Below are 17,334 nucleotides of genomic sequence, written 5' to 3'. Positions count from 1 at the left end.
TAGCCACGAATTAGGGGCCTTAGCTGTTGGTCTGGGTTGTTTCCCTCTTCACAATGGACGTTAGCACCCACTGTGTGTCTCCCGCGCAGTTCTTCCAGGTATTCGGAGTTTGGTTAGGTTTGGTAGGACGGTAAGTCCCCCTAGCCCATCCAGTGCTCTACCCCCTGGAGAATACACGCGAGGCTCTACCTAAATAGATTTCGCGGAGAACCAGCTATTTCCTAGTTTGGTTGGCCTTTCACCCCTAACCACAAGTCATCGGAGTCTTTTTCAACAGACACCCGTTCGGTCCTCCAGTACGTGTTACCGTACCTTCAACCTGCTCATGGCTAGATCACTAGGTTTCGGGTCTAATCCGACGAACTAAACGCCCTGTTCAGACTCGCTTTCGCTGCGCCTACACGTAACCGCTTAAGCTTGCTCGTCAGATTAAGTCGCTGACCCATTATACAAAAGGTACGCTGTCAGCCAGGACGAACCTTGGCCTCCAACTGTTTGTAGGTATCCGGTTTCAGGAACTGTTTCACTCCCCTCGTCGGGGTGCTTTTCACCTTTCCCTCACGGTACTTGTTCGCTATCGGTCGCTGAGGAGTACTTAGGCTTAGAGGGTGGTCCCCCTACGTTCAGACAGGATTTCACGTGTCCCGCCCTACTCATGGCTCCGTGACTCTCTTCCGCATACGGGGCTATCACCCGACTATGGCCCGGTTTTCCAACCGGTTCTGCTCAATCATCACAAAGCACTGGCCTGGTCCGCGTTCGCTCGCCACTACTAACGGAGTCTCGTTGATGTCCTTTCCTCCGGGTACTTAGATGTTTCAGTTCCCCGGGTTAGCTTTTGTGTCCTATCTATTCAGACACAAATACCCTCATGTGACCTTGCAATTCCAAACCTTGCCCAACCCCTCGCAGGATCAGACAACAGCTTAGAGTTACAAGGTCGAAGGTGGGTTTCCCCATTCGGACATGTCTGGATCAAAGCCCGTTCGCGGCTCCCCAAACCTTATCGCAGCGTACCACGTCCTTCATCGCCTCTCAGCGCCAAGGCATCCACCAGATACCCTTAAGGCACTTGATCGCTCTCATTATCAATGCTCACCCCGCCTGCGCCAAAGCACAGCTGTTTATCGCGTGGGTTACAGCGTCGCTCACTCAAGAGCCGTCACGAACAGAGCCTCGGCAGACCCCTCACAACACGCATGCGTCACCAGATCGGCCAATCCATCCTTGCGGACGATCCACCAACCCCGTCAAAGCATCGATCCGTCTTTAAAGACCATTTTTTGCTTCAAACACATCCAACATCCCCACCTGCGGTCAAGCTGATAGGACACGGCCCAAAGGCCGTCGGTTCGACACGCATATCCGCCTCTCGCCCAGGGTCAAAACCCCACCACGATCAGCATGCGCCCCGAACGTTCGGATGCATTCCCTCTTCACAATGTTAAACAACCCGCCTGCAGCAGACCCCAAAGGATCACGCTCCAAGCAAAACTTTTTCCGATATGCGGATCGCTCAGCCTCGGCCCACCCCAACGGGCCGCCAAAGCGAATGGTGGAGCCTGACGGGATCGAACCGACGACATCCTGCTTGCAAAGCAGGCGCTCTCCCAGCTGAGCTAAGGCCCCGTTCCGTTCCATCAAAGCCAACAGCCAAACCGCCCGGCCTCAACGTCAACATGGTGGGCCTGGGAAGACTTGAACTTCCGACCTCACGCTTATCAAGCGCGCGCTCTAACCAACTGAGCTACAAGCCCGAACCTGATCCCCGCCACCCCAGCGAAACACCCTCCCTTGCGACAGAGGCCTCAAACCGGACCAGCGGTCCCGCATATCAATGGAAGAAAGAGAAACGTTAGACGGCGCCGACATCCCGCATTGCCGACCATGACTGGTCGTTGATTCTAAAACAGCCGAAGAGCGCCACCCGGTCCGAAAACCAGGATCGTCTGAACAGCCATCCTTAGAAAGGAGGTGATCCAGCCGCAGGTTCCCCTACGGCTACCTTGTTACGACTTCACCCCAGTCGCTGACCCTACCGTGGTCGCCTGCCCCCTTGCGGTTAGCGAAACGCCTTCGGGTAAAACCAACTCCCATGGTGTGACGGGCGGTGTGTACAAGGCCCGGGAACGTATTCACCGTGGCGTGCTGATCCACGATTACTAGCGATTCCAACTTCATGCACTCGAGTTGCAGAGTGCAATCCGAACTGAGACGGCTTTTTGAGATTTGCGCGGGGTCGCCCCGTAGCATCCCATTGTCACCGCCATTGTAGCACGTGTGTAGCCCAGCCTGTAAGGGCCATGAGGACTTGACGTCATCCACACCTTCCTCTCGGCTTATCACCGGCAGTCTCCCTAGAGTGCCCAACTGAATGATGGCAACTAAGGACGTGGGTTGCGCTCGTTGCGGGACTTAACCCAACATCTCACGACACGAGCTGACGACAGCCATGCAGCACCTGTGTTCCAGCCCCTTGCGGGAAGGATCTCATCTCTGAAAACCATACTGGACATGTCAAAAGCTGGTAAGGTTCTGCGCGTTGCTTCGAATTAAACCACATGCTCCACCGCTTGTGCGGGCCCCCGTCAATTCCTTTGAGTTTTAATCTTGCGACCGTACTCCCCAGGCGGGGTGCTTAAAGTGTTAACTGCGCCACTAAGCTGCAAGCAGCCTAACGGCTAGCACCCATCGTTTAAGGCGTGGACTACCAGGGTATCTAATCCTGTTTGCTCCCCACGCTTTCGCGCCTCAGCGTCAGTACCGGGCCAGTGAGCCGCCTTCGCCACTGGTGTTCTTGCGAATATCTACGAATTTCACCTCTACACTCGCAGTTCCACTCACCTCTCCCGGACTCAAGACTTCCAGTATCAAAGGCAGTTCCAAGGTTGAGCCTTGGGATTTCACCTCTGACTTAAAAACCCGCCTACGCGCCCTTTACGCCCAGTTAATCCGAACAACGCTAGCCCCCTTCGTATTACCGCGGCTGCTGGCACGAAGTTAGCCGGGGCTTCTTCTCACGCTACCGTCATTATCGTCGCGTGCGAAAGAGCTTTACAACCCTAAGGCCTTCATCACTCACGCGGCATGGCTGGATCAGGCTTGCGCCCATTGTCCAATATTCCCCACTGCTGCCTCCCGTAGGAGTTTGGGCCGTGTCTCAGTCCCAATGTGGCTGGTCATCCTCTCAGACCAGCTACCGATCGTCGCCTTGGTGAGCCGTTACCAACACCAACTAGCTAATCGGACGCGGGCCATTCCTTCGGCGATAAATCATTCGCCCTCAGGCCGTATTCGGTATTAGCTTAAGTTTCCCCAAGTTATTCCGAACCGAAGGGTATGTTCCCACGTGTTACTCACCCGTCTGCCACTCACCTTGCGGTGCGTTCGACTTGCATGTGTTAAGCCTGCCGCCAGCGTTCGTTCTGAGCCAGGATCAAACTCTCAAGTTGTAGGCTTCAATAAAGAAACCATCGAGAATTTGCTCCGGCTAAGTCATCATTACACCCCTTCACAGAGGTCTCTCTTGACGAGTAACCCAGATCTCTCACAACCCAACCTTAGCAAAACTAAGCCAGATCCTAAGAAACCCAGATGTAACGTAGACCGCCAGATTATCCCATTCGATCGATTGCTCGATCCGCAAGGATATCAGACGCCGCCTACGTTTCTCTTTCTTCCGATTCAAATGTCAAACAGCGAAACTCAAGACGAAAAGTACCCCAGCCAACAGACCAAAATACCCAAACGACAAAATCCAACACCCCAGGGCCCTACCCGGTCGATACCCCCACAAAAGAATGCAGAAGATGGATCATCGCCGCCGCAGAACCAAACCTCGTTGGCCCCGCCGTCGATGACCCGTATATAGGCCAACCCAACTCAGCTCGTCAACTCCCTAAATCACATAAAAATGACAGACAGGGCTGAACCCTAGGCAGATGGTGCCTCTTCCACAGGCATAGGACGCGCGCGCGTCTGAGCGTGATCCCGCTGCGTGGGATTGGCGCAACAGTGTCGGATCGTTCACGGGCGAGACGCGCAAAAACGACGATTTGGCCTCATTGTTTAACCTGTCATTCACACCGCCATAGCCCTATGATCGCTAAGATTTTAGGGAACCCACCGATGGACCTGAGCGACAATCCGATCACCAAGATCCTCCTGGCCGAAGACGACAACGACATGCGTCGGTTTCTGGTCAAGGCGCTACAAAATGCCGGCTATAACGTCGCCTCTTTCGACAATGGACTGTCGGCCTATCATCGCCTTCGGGAAGAGCCCTTTGAGCTTCTCCTCACCGACATCGTCATGCCGGAGATGGACGGGATCGAACTGGCCCGCCGCGCGACCGAACTCGACCCCGACATCAAGGTCATGTTCATTACGGGCTTTGCGGCGGTGGCGCTGAACCCAGACAACAATGCCCCGAAGGAAGCCAAGATCCTCTCCAAGCCCTTTCACTTGAAGGATCTTGTGGGCGAAGTGCAGCGCCTCCTCGCAGCCTAAGTACCCAGGCTGGATTGAGAAACGTGTCTCACCTCGCTTGAGTGGGACCCGTCTGGCAGCTAACAGAACCATCTCGATCTTTCGAAGGGATGGCGCGCTGACCCACGACCGCTTGACGTCAACCCGCATCGTCGCCGGCAGCCTCGCGGCTGTCGCCCTCACCTGCCTCGTCTTCACGATCACGCCGAGCCTCGATCTCCGCGTCGCCTCGATCTTCGCGCTCGGAAACGATCAGTTCGTCGGTCAGACGCCGCTTGGCAACGCGCTGCGTCGGCTCTTCTATTGGACGCCCTTCTGTCTATTCGCCGTGATGCTCGCGCTCCACGCCATGCGGCGGTTCATGCGGTCCAAGGTCTGGGCGCCGACAGGCGTCGGCCTGATCTTCATGGCGCTCAGCCTCGCGATCGGGCCAGGCCTCCTGGTCAACACGTTGCTGAAGGATCATTCGCATCGGCCGAGGCCTTATCAGGTCACGCAATTTGGCGGCGATCAGGCCTTCAAACCATTCTATCGCTTCGATGGTGAGTGCCGACGCAATTGCTCCTTCGTGTCAGGAGAGGGCGCTGAAGCCTTTTGGACCCTCGCGCCCGCAGTGCTGGTGCCACTACCCTGGCGACCGATCGCCATCGCGGCCGCTTTGGTGTTCGGCACCGCCACGAGTCTGCTTCGGATCGCCTTCGGTGGACATTTCCTGTCCGACTCCATCCTGGCGGGACTATCGACTTGGTTGGTGATCCTCGCCTGCTGGTGGCTCGTCACACGCCTGTTCGGCGTCAGACCAGATGGCGTCGTCTAGCATCCGCGAACAAGGCCCACCTCACTTAGCGACGATGACAAAGGGACGAGTGCTGGCAAAGCGAGAGGCGATCCGCGCAGGATCGACCATCGCTGCGGCTTGGGAAAGTTCGGCCGGAGATCGGGACGACGCAGCCCACCGGCTGAACGAAAAAGAGCCCGGCTTTCGCCGGGCTCCCATTCTGACAAGCAGAGCTGAATGGACGACTTTAGAAGTCCATGCCGCCCATGCCGCCGCCGCCACCGCCCATCGGCATGGCCGGCTTGTCCTTGGGGGACTCGGCAACCATGGCCTCGGTGGTGATCAGCAAGCCGGCGACCGACGCCGCATCCTGAAGAGCGGTCCGAACGACCTTGGCCGGATCGACGATCCCGGCTTCGATCATGTCGACATATTCTTCCGTCTGGGCATTGTAGCCAAAGGTCTGCGAGGCATTCTCGAGAACCTTGCCGACCACGATCGAGCCTTCAACGCCGGCATTGTCGGCGATCTGACGGATCGGGGCTTCAAGCGCCTTCGAGATGATGTTGATGCCAGCCTGAACGTCCGGGATGTCGCTCTTCAGCTTCAAGACGGCCGCCTTGGCGCGCAGCAGTGCAATACCGCCGCCGGGGACGATGCCTTCTTCAACGGCCGCGCGGGTCGCATTGAGGGCGTCGTCGACGCGATCCTTCTTCTCTTTGACTTCGACTTCGGTCGAGCCGCCGACGCGGATGACTGCGACGCCACCGGCCAACTTGGCCAGACGCTCCTGAAGCTTCTCACGGTCGTAGTCCGAGGTGGTCTCCTCGATCTGCGCCTTGATCTGCGCGATACGGCCGTCGATGTCGGACTTTTCGCCATGACCGTCGATGATCGTGGTGGTCTCCTTGTCGATACGGATCCGCTTGGCGCGGCCCAGCATCTGGAGCGTGACCGATTCAAGCTTGATGCCGAGTTCCTCGGAGATCATCTGGCCCTGAGTCAGGATCGAAATGTCTTCGAGCATCGCCTTGCGGCGATCGCCGAAGCCCGGAGCCTTGACGGCTGCGACCTTGAGGCCACCACGGAGCTTGTTGACCACGAGCGTGGCAAGAGCCTCGCCTTCGATGTCTTCGGCGATGATGACGAGCGGCTTGCCGGTCTGCACGACGGCTTCGAGAACCGGCAGCATGGCCTGAAGCGACGACAGCTTCTTTTCGTGGATGAGGATGTAGGGATCCTCGAGCTCAGCAACCATCTTCTCGGCATTGGTGATGAAGTAGGGCGAGAGATAGCCGCGATCGAACTGCATGCCTTCGACGACGTCGAGTTCAGTCTCAGAGGTCTTGGCCTCTTCGACCGTGATGACGCCCTCGTTGCCGACCTTCTGCATCGCCTTGGCGATCATCTGGCCGATTTCCTTGTCGCCGTTCGACGAAATGGTGCCGACCTGAGCGACTTCGTCCGACGAGTTGATCTTCTTCGAACGCGACTTGATATCCTCGAGGGCTGCGGTCACGGCCATGTCGACGCCGCGCTTCAGATCCATCGGGTTCATGCCGGCTGCGACATATTTGGTGCCTTCACGAACGATGGCCTGGGCCAGAACGGTCGCGGTGGTGGTGCCGTCGCCGGCCTTGTCGTTGGTCTTCGAGGCCACTTCGCGCACCATCTGGGCGCCCATGTTCTCGAACTTGTCTTCGAGCTCGATTTCCTTGGCGACCGTCACACCGTCCTTGGTGATGCGGGGCGCGCCGAAGGACTTGTCGATCACGACGTTACGACCTTTGGGGCCGAGCGTAACCTTGACCGCATTGGCCAGAATGTCGACGCCGCGAAGCATGCGATCGCGGGCGTCGGACGAGAAACGTACGTCTTTAGCTGCCATGTTGATAATCTCCTGAACCGTAGTTCAAATCTTGAAAGATGGATCGAGGCTCAAGGTCAGCCGACGACGCCCATGATGTCGCTCTCCTTCATGATAAGGAGATCTTGGCCGTCGATCTTGACTTCCGTGCCCGACCATTTGCCGAACAGAACCTTGTCGCCAGCCTTCACGTCGAGGGGGGTCAGCTTACCGCTTTCGTCGCGACCACCAGGTCCGACCGCGATGATCTCGCCTTCCTGAGGCTTCTCCTTGGCGGTGTCCGGGATGATGATGCCGCCCTTGGTCTTTTCTTCGCCTTCGAGGCGCTTGACGACCACACGGTCGTGCAGGGGACGAAAGTTCATGATGAATGTCCTATCGATACGGACCGGGAGCCTTCACGAAGGCGCCGCGCGGTGCCAAAGCCGAGTGCCGATGCAGGTTGGCACTCTCGTGTGTCGAGTGCCAAAGCAGGCAGCGCCTATCTACGGACTCGCCCGTGAGGTGTCAAGATCGGCCCGCTTTTTGCCGCCGGAACCATCTCATGACAGGCAATCTGTCAGGACGAGACACAGACCCAACGTCGCGACCAGCCAGACCAGGGTTCGAACATAAGGAACGCCGAACCAATAGAGCGGCACATAGATAACTCGCCCTGCCAAGTAGAGTTCAGCCCCCAGCACCGAAAGCGAGCCGTTGCGACCCGCCAGATGCGCGATCGCGACCGCGCCGAGGAACATCGGCAAGGTCTCCATCAGATTGCTTTGCGCTCGGATCAGGCGCGCGGTGCGACCCGAATAGCTCATCACATCGTCGCGCGGCCCTGCACCCCACAAGCGCGGTTCCTGCATGCGTTTGCCGATCCCCGCCAAGCCGAGTTGGACGAGAGCCAGGACGATGCTCCAACCCGCCAAGACGAGATCTTGGGTCACCAGATCGTTTTGCGTCACGAGGATTCCTGCGGTTGCGGCTGCGCGAACGGCGTCATTTTGAGGCTCTTACCAAACGCGTGCAAAAGTGCCGACCCCAAGATCCAGACAGACCGGCGCGGCAACACCACGAAAACGCTTGCTTTTGATGGCGTGGTAACGACCGCTGGGGTCGCCGGAGCAGACGATCCTGCAGCTTTATGGCCCAAGGCACCCGCATGGTCGATGTTGCAATCGCCTCAACCGCAGCACGTCGCGCCGGTTCGTGTCGCCTTAACCTCGTCCTGCGCGGGCGAGGATGGGTCGATCCATGATGGCTCAGCGACGCCGAGGCCCGGGCGCCATCCTCAGCCGCTTCACCCTCAAGCAAACCAGCACACTGATGGGCTTGCTCGGGCTCGTCCTCATCATTCTTACGTCCAGCTTCATCGTTTGGCACGAACGTCAGACACTGTTCGAAGAAGCGGAAGCCCATGCAGAGCAGTCGGCCTATTTTCTCGCCGACCACGCCAAACGCCTGTTCGAGGTTTCGGATATCGCGCTGCACGCGACCTTGAACGCCACCGCCGGTCGCGATTGGGACAACATCGAGCAGTCGAAGGACCTCGGAACCGACATGAGGAGCATGAATGCCATGCTGCCCTATGTGGACGACATCTGGCTTGTGGACGAAACCGGCCGTGTGCGACGTGCCACCATGCCCGATCTACCCACCATCGTCTCGATGGCCGACCGGGCGGTTTTCCGCAACGCCCAGCAGGCCGGCGACAAGCTCATCATTGGCGAGCCGATCGTCGGTCGCGTCTCGCATAAGCCGACCTTTCTGGTGGCCCGACGGATCGAGGCAGCCGACGGACGCTTCCGCGGTTTGGTGGCCGCGTCGATGGCGCTCTCTTACTTCACCGACTATTGGCAGCGGTTGGACGTTCGCAACGACGAGCGGATCGACCTCCTCCGCGACGGCACGGGAGAGGTCTTGGCGCGCTATCCCGACCTCAAGACGATGCGTGCCCCTCATACGATCGGCCCCAGCGTGCTGGCAGCGGCGGCACTCGCGCCCGACGATGGCACCTTCGAGCCCGGCCCCCATCAATTCGGCTATTATCATCGCGTCGGCGATCTGCCCGTCTTCGTGGCGGTCGTCTTCCGCGACGGCGTCATCGACGCGCGCTGGCGAGCGTGGCTTTGGCGTTTCATCCCCTATGCGGCTGGCGCCTTTGCGGCGCTCGCCGGCATCATGATGCTGGGTCGCCGTCTGGCGCGTCGCGAGAGCCGCTCGCGGCGCGAGGTCGAAGCCGCACGCGCAATGCTCAGCGCGTCCAACACGCGGCTGGAACAGCGGGTCGCGGAGCGAACGGCCGATTTGCAGGAGACGAACCGTGAGGTGCAGCGGTTCGCCTATATCGTGAGCCACGATCTGCGTGCCCCGCTTGTCAACATCATGGGCTTCACGTCGGAACTGGACGGCCTTCGTGGACAATTATTCGCAACAGGATCACCGGGCGCTCGAGCCGATGCACCCGACACTGTGAAAGCCGATTTCGATGAGGCGATCGGCTTCATCCAATTGTCGATCGACAAGATGGACAGGCTGATCAAAGCGATCCTCAGCTTGTCGCGTCAAGGCCAGCGGCACTTTCGACCGGAGGCGCTCGACATGGACCGTCTCATGCGCTCGATCGCGGACGGTGTCGCCCACAGGGTTCAGCGCTCCGGAGCCACGATCACGATCGCACCGCTGCCGCGTATCATCGCAGATCGCATCGCGGTCGAGCAGGTGTTTTCCAACCTGGTCGAGAATGCGGTCAAATATCCGCAGCCGGGGGTCCCCGGTCGGATCCACATCGCGGCTGACGAATCCGCCACGACCGTGACATTCGAGGTGAGCGACAACGGGAGGGGTATCGAGCCGCAGGATCGCGAGCGCGTCTTCGAACTTTTCCGTCGGGCCGGGCAACAGGACGAGCCGGGCGAAGGCATCGGGCTTGCCAACGTGCGCTCGCTGGTTCGAAGACTGCAAGGCACCATCCGGCTCGATAGTAAGCCAGGGCTCGGCAGCGTCTTTACGGTAGTGCTGCCGAAAGCCGCCGACATGACGGAGGACGATGGATCATCATGACCCTACCGACCATCATCATGATCGAGGATGACGACGGTCATGCTCGGTTAATCGAGAAGAACCTCCGCCGCGCAGGCGTCGAAAACGAGATCGTGCATTTCGGCGATGGGGCCAGCGCGCTCGCTCACCTTTTTCGACAGCGCGGGTTGCCGGCGGATCGCAAGCCTACACCGCTGCTGATCCTGCTCGATCTCAACCTGCCGGACATGAGCGGCGCCGAGGTGCTGAAACGCATCAAGGAGAATAGCATCTTGAAGCGGCTACCGGTCATCATGTTGACCACAACCGACGACAAGCTTGAAATCCAACGCTGCTATGACCTTGGCTGCAACGTCTACATCACCAAACCGGTGATTTATCAAAATTTCGCCGAGGCGGTGAGACAGCTCGGGCTGTTTCTATCCGTCATGCAGGTTCCCGAGCCGGCCTGACCTCACGTGACATCCGCCCGTATTCTTTACATCGACGACGACCCAGCCCTGCTTCGGCTTATCGAGCGGCAGTTGCAGAGGCGTGGCTATGCGGTCGAGGCGGTCTCGAGCGGCGAGGATGGCTTGGCCCGCATCGCGGCCGGTACGATCGATTGCGTGGCGCTTGACCATTATATGCCGGGACAGGACGGTCTCACGACGCTGCTTCGCATTTGCGACCTGCCCGATCCACCGCCCGTCATCTACGTGACAGGCACCAACGAAAGCAGCATCGCGGTCGCGGCCCTCAAAGCGGGCGCAGCCGATTACGTGGTCAAAGACGTTCAAGGCGCTTTCTATGATCTGCTCGATGCAGCGATCCGCTCGGCGATCGAAAGCACGGCCTTACGCCGACAAAAAGCGGAAACGGACCGTGAGATCAGGGCGGCACGAGACCGCTTCGAGGCCCTGGCGGCAGAGCGGCAAGTGCTGATGCGCGAGGTCAATCACCGGGTCGGCAATAGCCTTCAACTCGTCGCAGCCTTCTTGCACATGCAGGCAAGTTCGGCCGATGCGGCCACGCGCGCGGCACTGGCCGATGCGAACCGGCGGGTTCTGGCGATCGCCCAGGTCCATCGACGGCTCTATGCGTCGGACGACGTAACGGCCGTTGCGTTGCATCATTATCTGGCCGGACTGATCGAGGATCTTCGCCAATCCGCCGATGCCCAGGAAACCACGTCGCAACTCGTGCTGCTGGCCGACGAGATCGAGATCAACCCCGACACCGCAGTGACAATTGGCATCATCGTGACGGAACTCGTCATCAATGCGATGAAATATGCCTATCCGACCGGAAGCGGTCCCATCCGCGTGCGGCTCGAGGCCGTGACCTGTAGCCAAACGCGCCTGATCGTCGAGGATGAAGGGGTCGGCAAAGTCGCCACAGAGAAATCCGGCACCAGGACCGGGATCGGTCGATCGATCGTCAAGGCGATGGCAACAAAGCTTGCGACGACGGTCGAATATCGCAGCGACGGACCGGGGACTCACGCATCCATGCTGTTTTCAAACACCGACAGCATATGAGGTCTGTTCGATGCCGACAAACGGCGGCGCGAGATCGAATGCGCCAAACGCCGTCTCGACGAGCCGACCTGCTGTAAAATTACCACAGACAATAAAATATAAGAGGGCGCCCCGTTACACAGCTTGCCTTTGCGGCAATGCAGCATAATATCAAGCACGCGACGTTGGTTGTCGCATGCCCTTCTTGGGCGTTTCCTCCCTAGACTCCGGGCCGCTTTTAGCGGTCCTTTTTTTTGGACCGTCGCAGGTGTGCTAATTTGACCAGCTCGGTGTAAAACGCAAGCCGTCGAGCTCAAAAACAGACATTAAATCTGCGATTTTCCCAAATTGCCTCTTTTTAAGTCATAGTCTTCCGCGCCGATTGGCCGAAGCGCCGTCGTGGCGATGGAAGAGATGCTCATCTTGCGCAACCGCTCGACGGGATCAGCGCTGAAAAAAACGGGGTCAGGCGGATCGCGCTGCCATTATGGCGCGAATGATGCTCAGTTCCTCCATGGGAGACGGCGGGTATCGATCCGAAAGGCATTCGACCCGTCGCCGACCTTCCGCTTGTTGAAACTGACGGTGATCCGACGATGAAAATACGCTGCGGCTTCGACATCACATATTTCTGCAATATCCCCACCCCGATGCTCTTTCTGCTCAGCGTGCATCCGTCGCGCGAGCAGGATCTGCTGACGCCACAGCAGATCACCTTCACGCCCCATGTCGCCTCTCGCGTCTATACAGACGCCTTCGGCAATCGCGTCACCCGCATCCTTGCGCCTGTCGGCGAAACCCGCCTGACCAGCGACTTTCTTATTCGCGATAGCGGGCTTGAAGACGAATATGCGCCGCATGCCAAAGAAATTCCGGTCGAGGAGCTGCCCGACGATGTTTTGGTGTTCCTGCTGGCAAGCCGCTATTGTGACACCGAGGCGTTGAGCAACCTCGCTTGGTCGCTGTTCGGCAATAGTCCGCGCGGCTGGCAACGTGTCGAAGCCATCGTGGCCTATGCCAACCAGCGCATCAGCTTCGGCTATGCTCATGCGCGCAACACGCGGACGGCGAGCGAAGGCCATTCCGAGCAGGTCGGCGTGTGCCGCGACTTTGCTCATCTCGCGGTCACCTTATGCCGCTGCATGAATATTCCGGCACGCTATTGCACCGGCTATCTCGGCGACATCGGAGTTCCGGTCGGCGATACACCGATGGATTTCAGCGCCTGGTTCGAAGTGTTCCTGGATGGCCGGTGGTACACATTTGACGCCCGGCACAAACATGCTCGGATCGGCCGGATCGTCATGGCGCGTGGCCGCGACGCGACCGATGTGGCGATCTCCACAGCTTTCGGCCCGGCCAATCTCGTCGGCTTTACCGTCGTGACCGACGAAATTCCGGATCATGTCGATATGGGGACCCTCCCCTCGATTGGCTCGATCGCAGAGGCGTCTGCCGATGAGCCGCTTCGCAGCCCGCAATCGGGGCGATAAGGGGCGGGAAAGCCCGAATAAAACGATTGATCCCACGTCGCTGAATGTGCGGAGTGCAGCGATCGATGATCGACGGGGGCATGTCGCTGCCCTTGTCGATCGAACCTTGAGACATCCATGTCGGTTTTATCGGTTCGCCATCTGACGACCTACAGCTACAAAACTCCGGTTCGCTTCGGCGAACACCGGATCATGTTTCGGCCCCGCGACAGCTATGACCAGCGGCTGATCTCCTCCGATCTCGTGATCGAGCCAGAACCTCGACGTCTCCGCTGGCTGCATGATGTGTTCGGCAATTGCGTTGCGATCGCCAGCTTTTCGAAGCCGGCCGCACAACTGCGTTTCGACACGCGAATCGTGCTCGACCACACGCCGCTGAACACACCCGATTTCTCGATCGAGGATTTTGCGCGGACCTATCCGTTCACCTATGGGCCGGACGAGATGCCGGATCTCGCGCGCCTGATCGAGCGACAATATCTCGACCCCGAACACGCGCTCGATCAATGGGTCCGGCGTTTCGTGCATCGTGGACGCGAGACCGAAACTGCCAAATTGCTGATGACCATGACCTACGCGATCAAGGAGAGCTTCACCTATTCGAGGCGGCTTGAACACGGCACGCAAGATCCGATCACGACGTTGACGACCCGCAAGGGGACCTGCCGAGACTTCGCGGTGCTGATGATCGAAGCCGCGCGCGCCCTCGGCCTCGCGGCCCGGTTCGTGTCGGGCTATCTCAATGTTCCGTCCGACGCGGGCGACACCTCTCACAAGGGCGGTGGCAACACCCATGCGTGGTGCCAGATCTATCTGCCCGGCGCGGGGTGGGTCGAGTTCGACCCGACGAACGGCATCGTCGGTAACCGCGATCTGATCCGTGTCGCCGTCGCTCGCGATCCGCGTCAGGCCGTGCCGCTCTCGGGCACATATTTCGGCGACGCCGCCGCGTTTTCGGGCATGACCGTCAGCGTCGATGTCCGCGAGATCGCGCCCTTTCGTCCCACCCTGCAAGATCTCGACGATGCCGCGCTGGGCGAAGGACCGCACGACCGCGCCGTCCTGGCCTAAGAGGCGACGCAAGCTGGGCGGACCGATGCGATACGTGCGTGCAATCCAGCCGCTCGCGGCGGGTGTTCGACTGATGGATGCGCTATAAAGCGCAATGATCGACAAGCTCGAATATGTCGTCGCTTTGGCGCGTGAGAAACATTTCGGTCGCGCCGCCGACCTGTGCGGCGTCACGCAACCGACCTTGTCGGCAGGCTTGAAGCAGCTGGAAGATACGCTCGGGATTCTCATCGTGCAGAGGAGTTCCCGCTTTCTGGGCTTTACGCCCGAGGGCGAGCGCGTGCTGGCCTGGGCGCGCCGCATGGTTGGCGATGCGCAGGCGATGCGCCAGGAAATCAAGGCTTTGAAACATGGCCTGAGCGGACATTTGCGAATTGCCGCGATTCCATCGGCGCTTCCGATCGTCGCAGGCTTGATCACAGGCTTCGCTCAACGTCATCCGGCGGTTCGTTTTTCGGTGATGTCCCGCACGTCCGACGACATCTTGAGAAAGCTGGAAAATTTTGAGATCGATGCAGGGGTCACTTACATCGACAATGAAAGTCTGACTCATGTCAGAAAGCTGCCACTCTATTACGAGCGCTACCGCTATGTGACGGCTCGGATCTCCGCGCCGCCGCGGGACGACACGATTGCCTGGCGTTCGGTCGGTGAGCGGCCGCTTTGTCTGCTCACGCGAGACATGCAGAACCGGCGGATTATCGACAAAGTCAGCCAAGCAGCCGGCGTAACGCTGTCGCCCCGGCTCGAAACGGATTCGATGATCGTCCTCTTGTCGCATGTCAAAACGGGCTTTTGGTCTAGCATCCTGCCAGCCGCCTTGGTCGACCTTTCGGTTTTACCTGCCGACATCGTCGCTCTGCCGATCGTCGGGCCGGAGCTCGCAAATCTGATCGGCTTGGTGGTGCCGGATCGAAATCCGATGACGACGTTGGTGCAGGCGCTGTTTGCCGAAACCACGCAGCGGCCGGGTGCTGCCGAACCGGCTTAATAGACAAACTCTATCAAGCAACGGTTTTACGACCTTGTTTTTCGCTGACTTATGACAATTCTAAACAGCGAAACAAACAAGCGGAACCGTGATGTCAGGGATCGAAACGTGGAGTGCGGCTCGCGCCAGCGAGATTATCGCCGGCCAGCAACATCTTGATGGTGCAACGCTTCCAATTTTGCATGCACTGCAGCATGCGTTCGGCTATGTCGATCCACAGGCCGTTCCCCTGATCGCAGATGCGCTCAATCTGTCGAAAGCCGAGGTCTTCGGGACGATCAGCTTCTATCACGATTTCCGCAGCAAACCCGCTGGACGTCATGTGCTGAAACTCTGCCGTGCTGAAGCCTGTCAGGCGATGGGAGCGGTGGCGCTGCATCAGCATTGCCGGACGCGACATGGGATCGATTGGCACGACACGACGCCCGATGGCGAGCTGACGCTGGAGCCGGTGTTCTGTCTCGGCCTCTGTGCGACCGCGCCGGCGGCGTTGCTCGACGACAAGCCTTTGGCGCGGCTGACGACAGGGAAGATCGACACTCAAATCGAGGGGCTGTCGCGATGACGTCTGTGCTTTACATCCCGACCGATGCGGCCGCTCTCGCGGTCGGCGCGGACGAGGTGGCGGCAGCCTTCCAGGCTGAAATCAGTCGGCGCGGCGTCGATGTCCAGATTGTCCGAACCGGGTCGCGCGGCCTGTTCTGGCTCGAACCGATGATCGAGATAAATCAGGATGGTGGGCGCATCGCCTACGGTCCGGTCGAGCCGGATGACGTCGCAGGCTTGCTGGATGCCGGGCTGATGCTGGGCGGTGACCACAGGCTGCGGCTCGGTCCGCCGGATGAGATCCCCTATCTGAAGGCGCAGACACGGTTGACCTTTGCGCGCTGCGGCCTCGTCGATCCCGTATCGGTCGCGGATTATCGGGCTCATGGCGGTTATGCCGGGCTCGACCGCGCGCTCGCGATGGACGCGACCGCCATCGTCGACGAGGTGAAGCTGTCCGGCCTGCGCGGGCGCGGCGGTGCCGGGTTCCCGACCGGCATCAAGTGGAACACGGTCCTGTTGGCCGTCGACGACCAGAAATATATTGTCTGCAACGCCGACGAGGGCGATAGCGGAACATTCGCCGATCGCATGCTGATGGAGGGCGATCCGCTATCGCTCGTTGAAGGCATGACGATTGCGGCTCTCGCGGTCGGGGCGACCAAAGGTTTCATATACATCCGATCGGAATATCCGCATGCCTTCGCGGCGATGAACCGCGCCATCCTGGCCGCGACCGAGGCGGGCTATCTCGGGCCGTCGGTCGCCGGTTCCGGTCATGCTTTTACGATTGAGGCACGGCTGGGCGCGGGCGCCTATATTTGCGGCGAGGAAACCTCGTTGCTCGAGAGCCTCGAAGGGCGTCGCGGGCTCGTGCGTGCCAAGCCACCGCTTCCGGCCCTCAAAGGGTTGTTCGGCAAACCCACCGTCGTCAACAACGTGATGTCGCTCGCGACCGTGCCGTGGATCATGGCGAACGGGGCGCAGGCTTATGCCGATTTCGGCATGGGCCGCTCGCGTGGGACGCTGCCGATCCAACTCGCCGGCAACATCAAGCAGGGTGGATTGATCGAAACGGCCTTCGGCCTGACGCTTCGGCAAGTCCTGGATCAGTTCGGCGGCGGCACTGCAACCGGGCGACCCATCCGCGCCGTCCAGGTCGGTGGTCCGCTCGGGGCGTATTTTCCCGATCGTCTGTTCGATACGCCGATGGATTACGAGGCGTTCGCGGCCGTCAAAGGCTTGATCGGCCATGGCGGCATCGTCGTTTTCGACGACACGGTGGATCTCGCGCATCAGGCGCGTTTCGCCTTTGAATTCTGCGCTCAGGAAAGCTGCGGCAAGTGCACGCCCTGCCGGATCGGCGCGACCCGCGGCGTCGAGACGATGGATAAGGTGCTGTCGGGCGTCGAGCGCGTTAAGAATCTCGAGCTGATTGACGACCTCTGTCAGTTGATGACCGAAGCCTCGCTCTGCGCCATGGGCGGGTTGACCCCTGTGCCGGTATTGAGCGCCATCACGCATTTCCCCGACGACTTCAACCGTGCGCCGCTGCTTGCGGCCGCCGAATGAGG

The 17,334-nt window shown here is 59.5% G+C and carries 13 protein-coding genes, 2 tRNA genes and 2 rRNA genes (1 of these 17 only partly in view); 10 read left to right on the top strand and 7 right to left on the bottom strand.

Annotated elements, in window-relative coordinates:
- From LGH83_RS17070 to LGH83_RS17055, 4 genes are all read right to left on the bottom strand, one after another.
- Window positions 1–1,078, bottom strand: a 23S ribosomal RNA gene (locus tag LGH83_RS17070); it reaches 1,740 nt to the left of the window's first position.
- A gap of 475 nt (window positions 1,079–1,553) precedes the next feature.
- Window positions 1,554–1,629 (bottom strand) — tRNA-Ala (locus tag LGH83_RS17065).
- A 51-nt stretch (window positions 1,630–1,680) separates the two neighbouring features.
- Window positions 1,681–1,757, bottom strand: a tRNA-Ile gene (locus LGH83_RS17060).
- A gap of 210 nt (window positions 1,758–1,967) precedes the next feature.
- A 16S ribosomal RNA gene (locus tag LGH83_RS17055) occupies window positions 1,968–3,452 on the bottom strand.
- Together the 16S and 23S rRNA genes with 2 tRNA genes alongside form the textbook arrangement of a ribosomal RNA operon.
- 676 nt (window positions 3,453–4,128) lie before the next feature.
- On the opposite strand from LGH83_RS17055, the gene cpdR reads away from it, so the two are divergent.
- Window positions 4,129–4,509: a cell cycle two-component system response regulator CpdR gene (cpdR, locus tag LGH83_RS17050; protein ID WP_131114577.1), complete on the top strand. Its 381-nt coding sequence runs from the start codon at window positions 4,129–4,131 to the stop codon at window positions 4,507–4,509.
- Window positions 4,510–4,621: 112 nt separating this feature from the next.
- Complete coding sequence (locus tag LGH83_RS17045) at window positions 4,622–5,305, top strand: phosphatase PAP2 family protein (protein WP_227399670.1); 684 nt, start codon at window positions 4,622–4,624, stop codon at window positions 5,303–5,305.
- 208 nt (window positions 5,306–5,513) lie between these two features.
- On the opposite strand, the gene groL is transcribed toward LGH83_RS17045, so the two are convergent.
- From groL to LGH83_RS17030, 3 genes are all read right to left on the bottom strand, one after another.
- Complete coding sequence (groL, locus tag LGH83_RS17040; RefSeq protein WP_131114575.1) at window positions 5,514–7,154, bottom strand: chaperonin GroEL; 1,641 nt, start codon at window positions 7,152–7,154, stop codon at window positions 5,514–5,516.
- Between the two features lie 56 nt (window positions 7,155–7,210).
- A complete protein-coding gene (groES, locus tag LGH83_RS17035) occupies window positions 7,211–7,498 on the bottom strand; it encodes a co-chaperone GroES (RefSeq protein ID WP_129219255.1) in 288 nt (95 codons plus the stop codon).
- 177 nt (window positions 7,499–7,675) lie between these two features.
- Complete coding sequence (locus LGH83_RS17030; RefSeq protein WP_227399669.1) at window positions 7,676–8,083, bottom strand: MAPEG family protein; 408 nt, start codon at window positions 8,081–8,083, stop codon at window positions 7,676–7,678.
- A 289-nt stretch (window positions 8,084–8,372) separates the two neighbouring features.
- Between LGH83_RS17030 and LGH83_RS17025 the strand changes: the two genes are divergently transcribed.
- The 8 genes from LGH83_RS17025 to LGH83_RS16990 all read left to right on the top strand — a co-directional run bounded on the left by LGH83_RS17025 (window position 8,373) and on the right by LGH83_RS16990 (window position 17,332).
- Window positions 8,373–10,181 carry a sensor histidine kinase gene (locus LGH83_RS17025; RefSeq protein ID WP_227399668.1) on the top strand — a complete coding sequence of 603 codons (1,809 nt, stop codon included), beginning with the start codon at window positions 8,373–8,375 and terminating at the stop codon, window positions 10,179–10,181.
- Window positions 10,178–10,612, top strand: coding sequence for a response regulator (locus LGH83_RS17020; protein ID WP_227399667.1), 435 nt, complete (start codon window positions 10,178–10,180; stop codon window positions 10,610–10,612). The genes LGH83_RS17025 and LGH83_RS17020 overlap by 4 nt, the downstream gene beginning before the upstream one ends.
- Window positions 10,613–10,618: 6 nt before the next feature.
- Window positions 10,619–11,680, top strand: a complete 1,062-nt coding sequence (locus tag LGH83_RS17015) for a sensor histidine kinase (RefSeq protein ID WP_227399666.1) — start codon at window positions 10,619–10,621, stop codon at window positions 11,678–11,680.
- A gap of 575 nt (window positions 11,681–12,255) precedes the next feature.
- Window positions 12,256–13,152, top strand: coding sequence for a transglutaminase-like domain-containing protein (locus LGH83_RS17010; RefSeq protein WP_227399665.1), 897 nt, complete (start codon window positions 12,256–12,258; stop codon window positions 13,150–13,152).
- Window positions 13,153–13,269: 117 nt separating this feature from the next.
- Entirely contained in the window at window positions 13,270–14,223 is a 954-nt protein-coding gene (locus tag LGH83_RS17005; protein ID WP_227399664.1) for a transglutaminase family protein, read from the top strand.
- A 94-nt stretch (window positions 14,224–14,317) separates the two neighbouring features.
- On the top strand, window positions 14,318–15,214 hold the full coding sequence (locus LGH83_RS17000) for a LysR family transcriptional regulator (RefSeq protein WP_227399663.1): 897 nt from the start codon (window positions 14,318–14,320) through the stop codon (window positions 15,212–15,214).
- Between the two features lie 91 nt (window positions 15,215–15,305).
- Entirely contained in the window at window positions 15,306–15,779 is a 474-nt protein-coding gene (locus LGH83_RS16995; RefSeq protein ID WP_227399662.1) for a formate dehydrogenase subunit gamma, read from the top strand.
- Window positions 15,776–17,332: a formate dehydrogenase beta subunit gene (locus LGH83_RS16990; RefSeq protein WP_227399661.1), complete on the top strand. Its 1,557-nt coding sequence runs from the start codon at window positions 15,776–15,778 to the stop codon at window positions 17,330–17,332. Before LGH83_RS16995 ends, LGH83_RS16990 begins: the two co-directional genes overlap by 4 nt.
- Window positions 17,333–17,334 lie beyond the last annotated feature (2 nt).

The sequence above is a fragment of the Lichenihabitans sp. PAMC28606 genome, from assembly GCF_020616535.1.
GTDB classification, from domain to species: domain Bacteria; phylum Pseudomonadota; class Alphaproteobacteria; order Rhizobiales; family Beijerinckiaceae; genus Lichenihabitans; species Lichenihabitans psoromatis.
The sequence above is the reverse complement of the archived record's forward strand: the minus strand, read 5'-3'. Positions and strand labels throughout refer to the sequence as shown.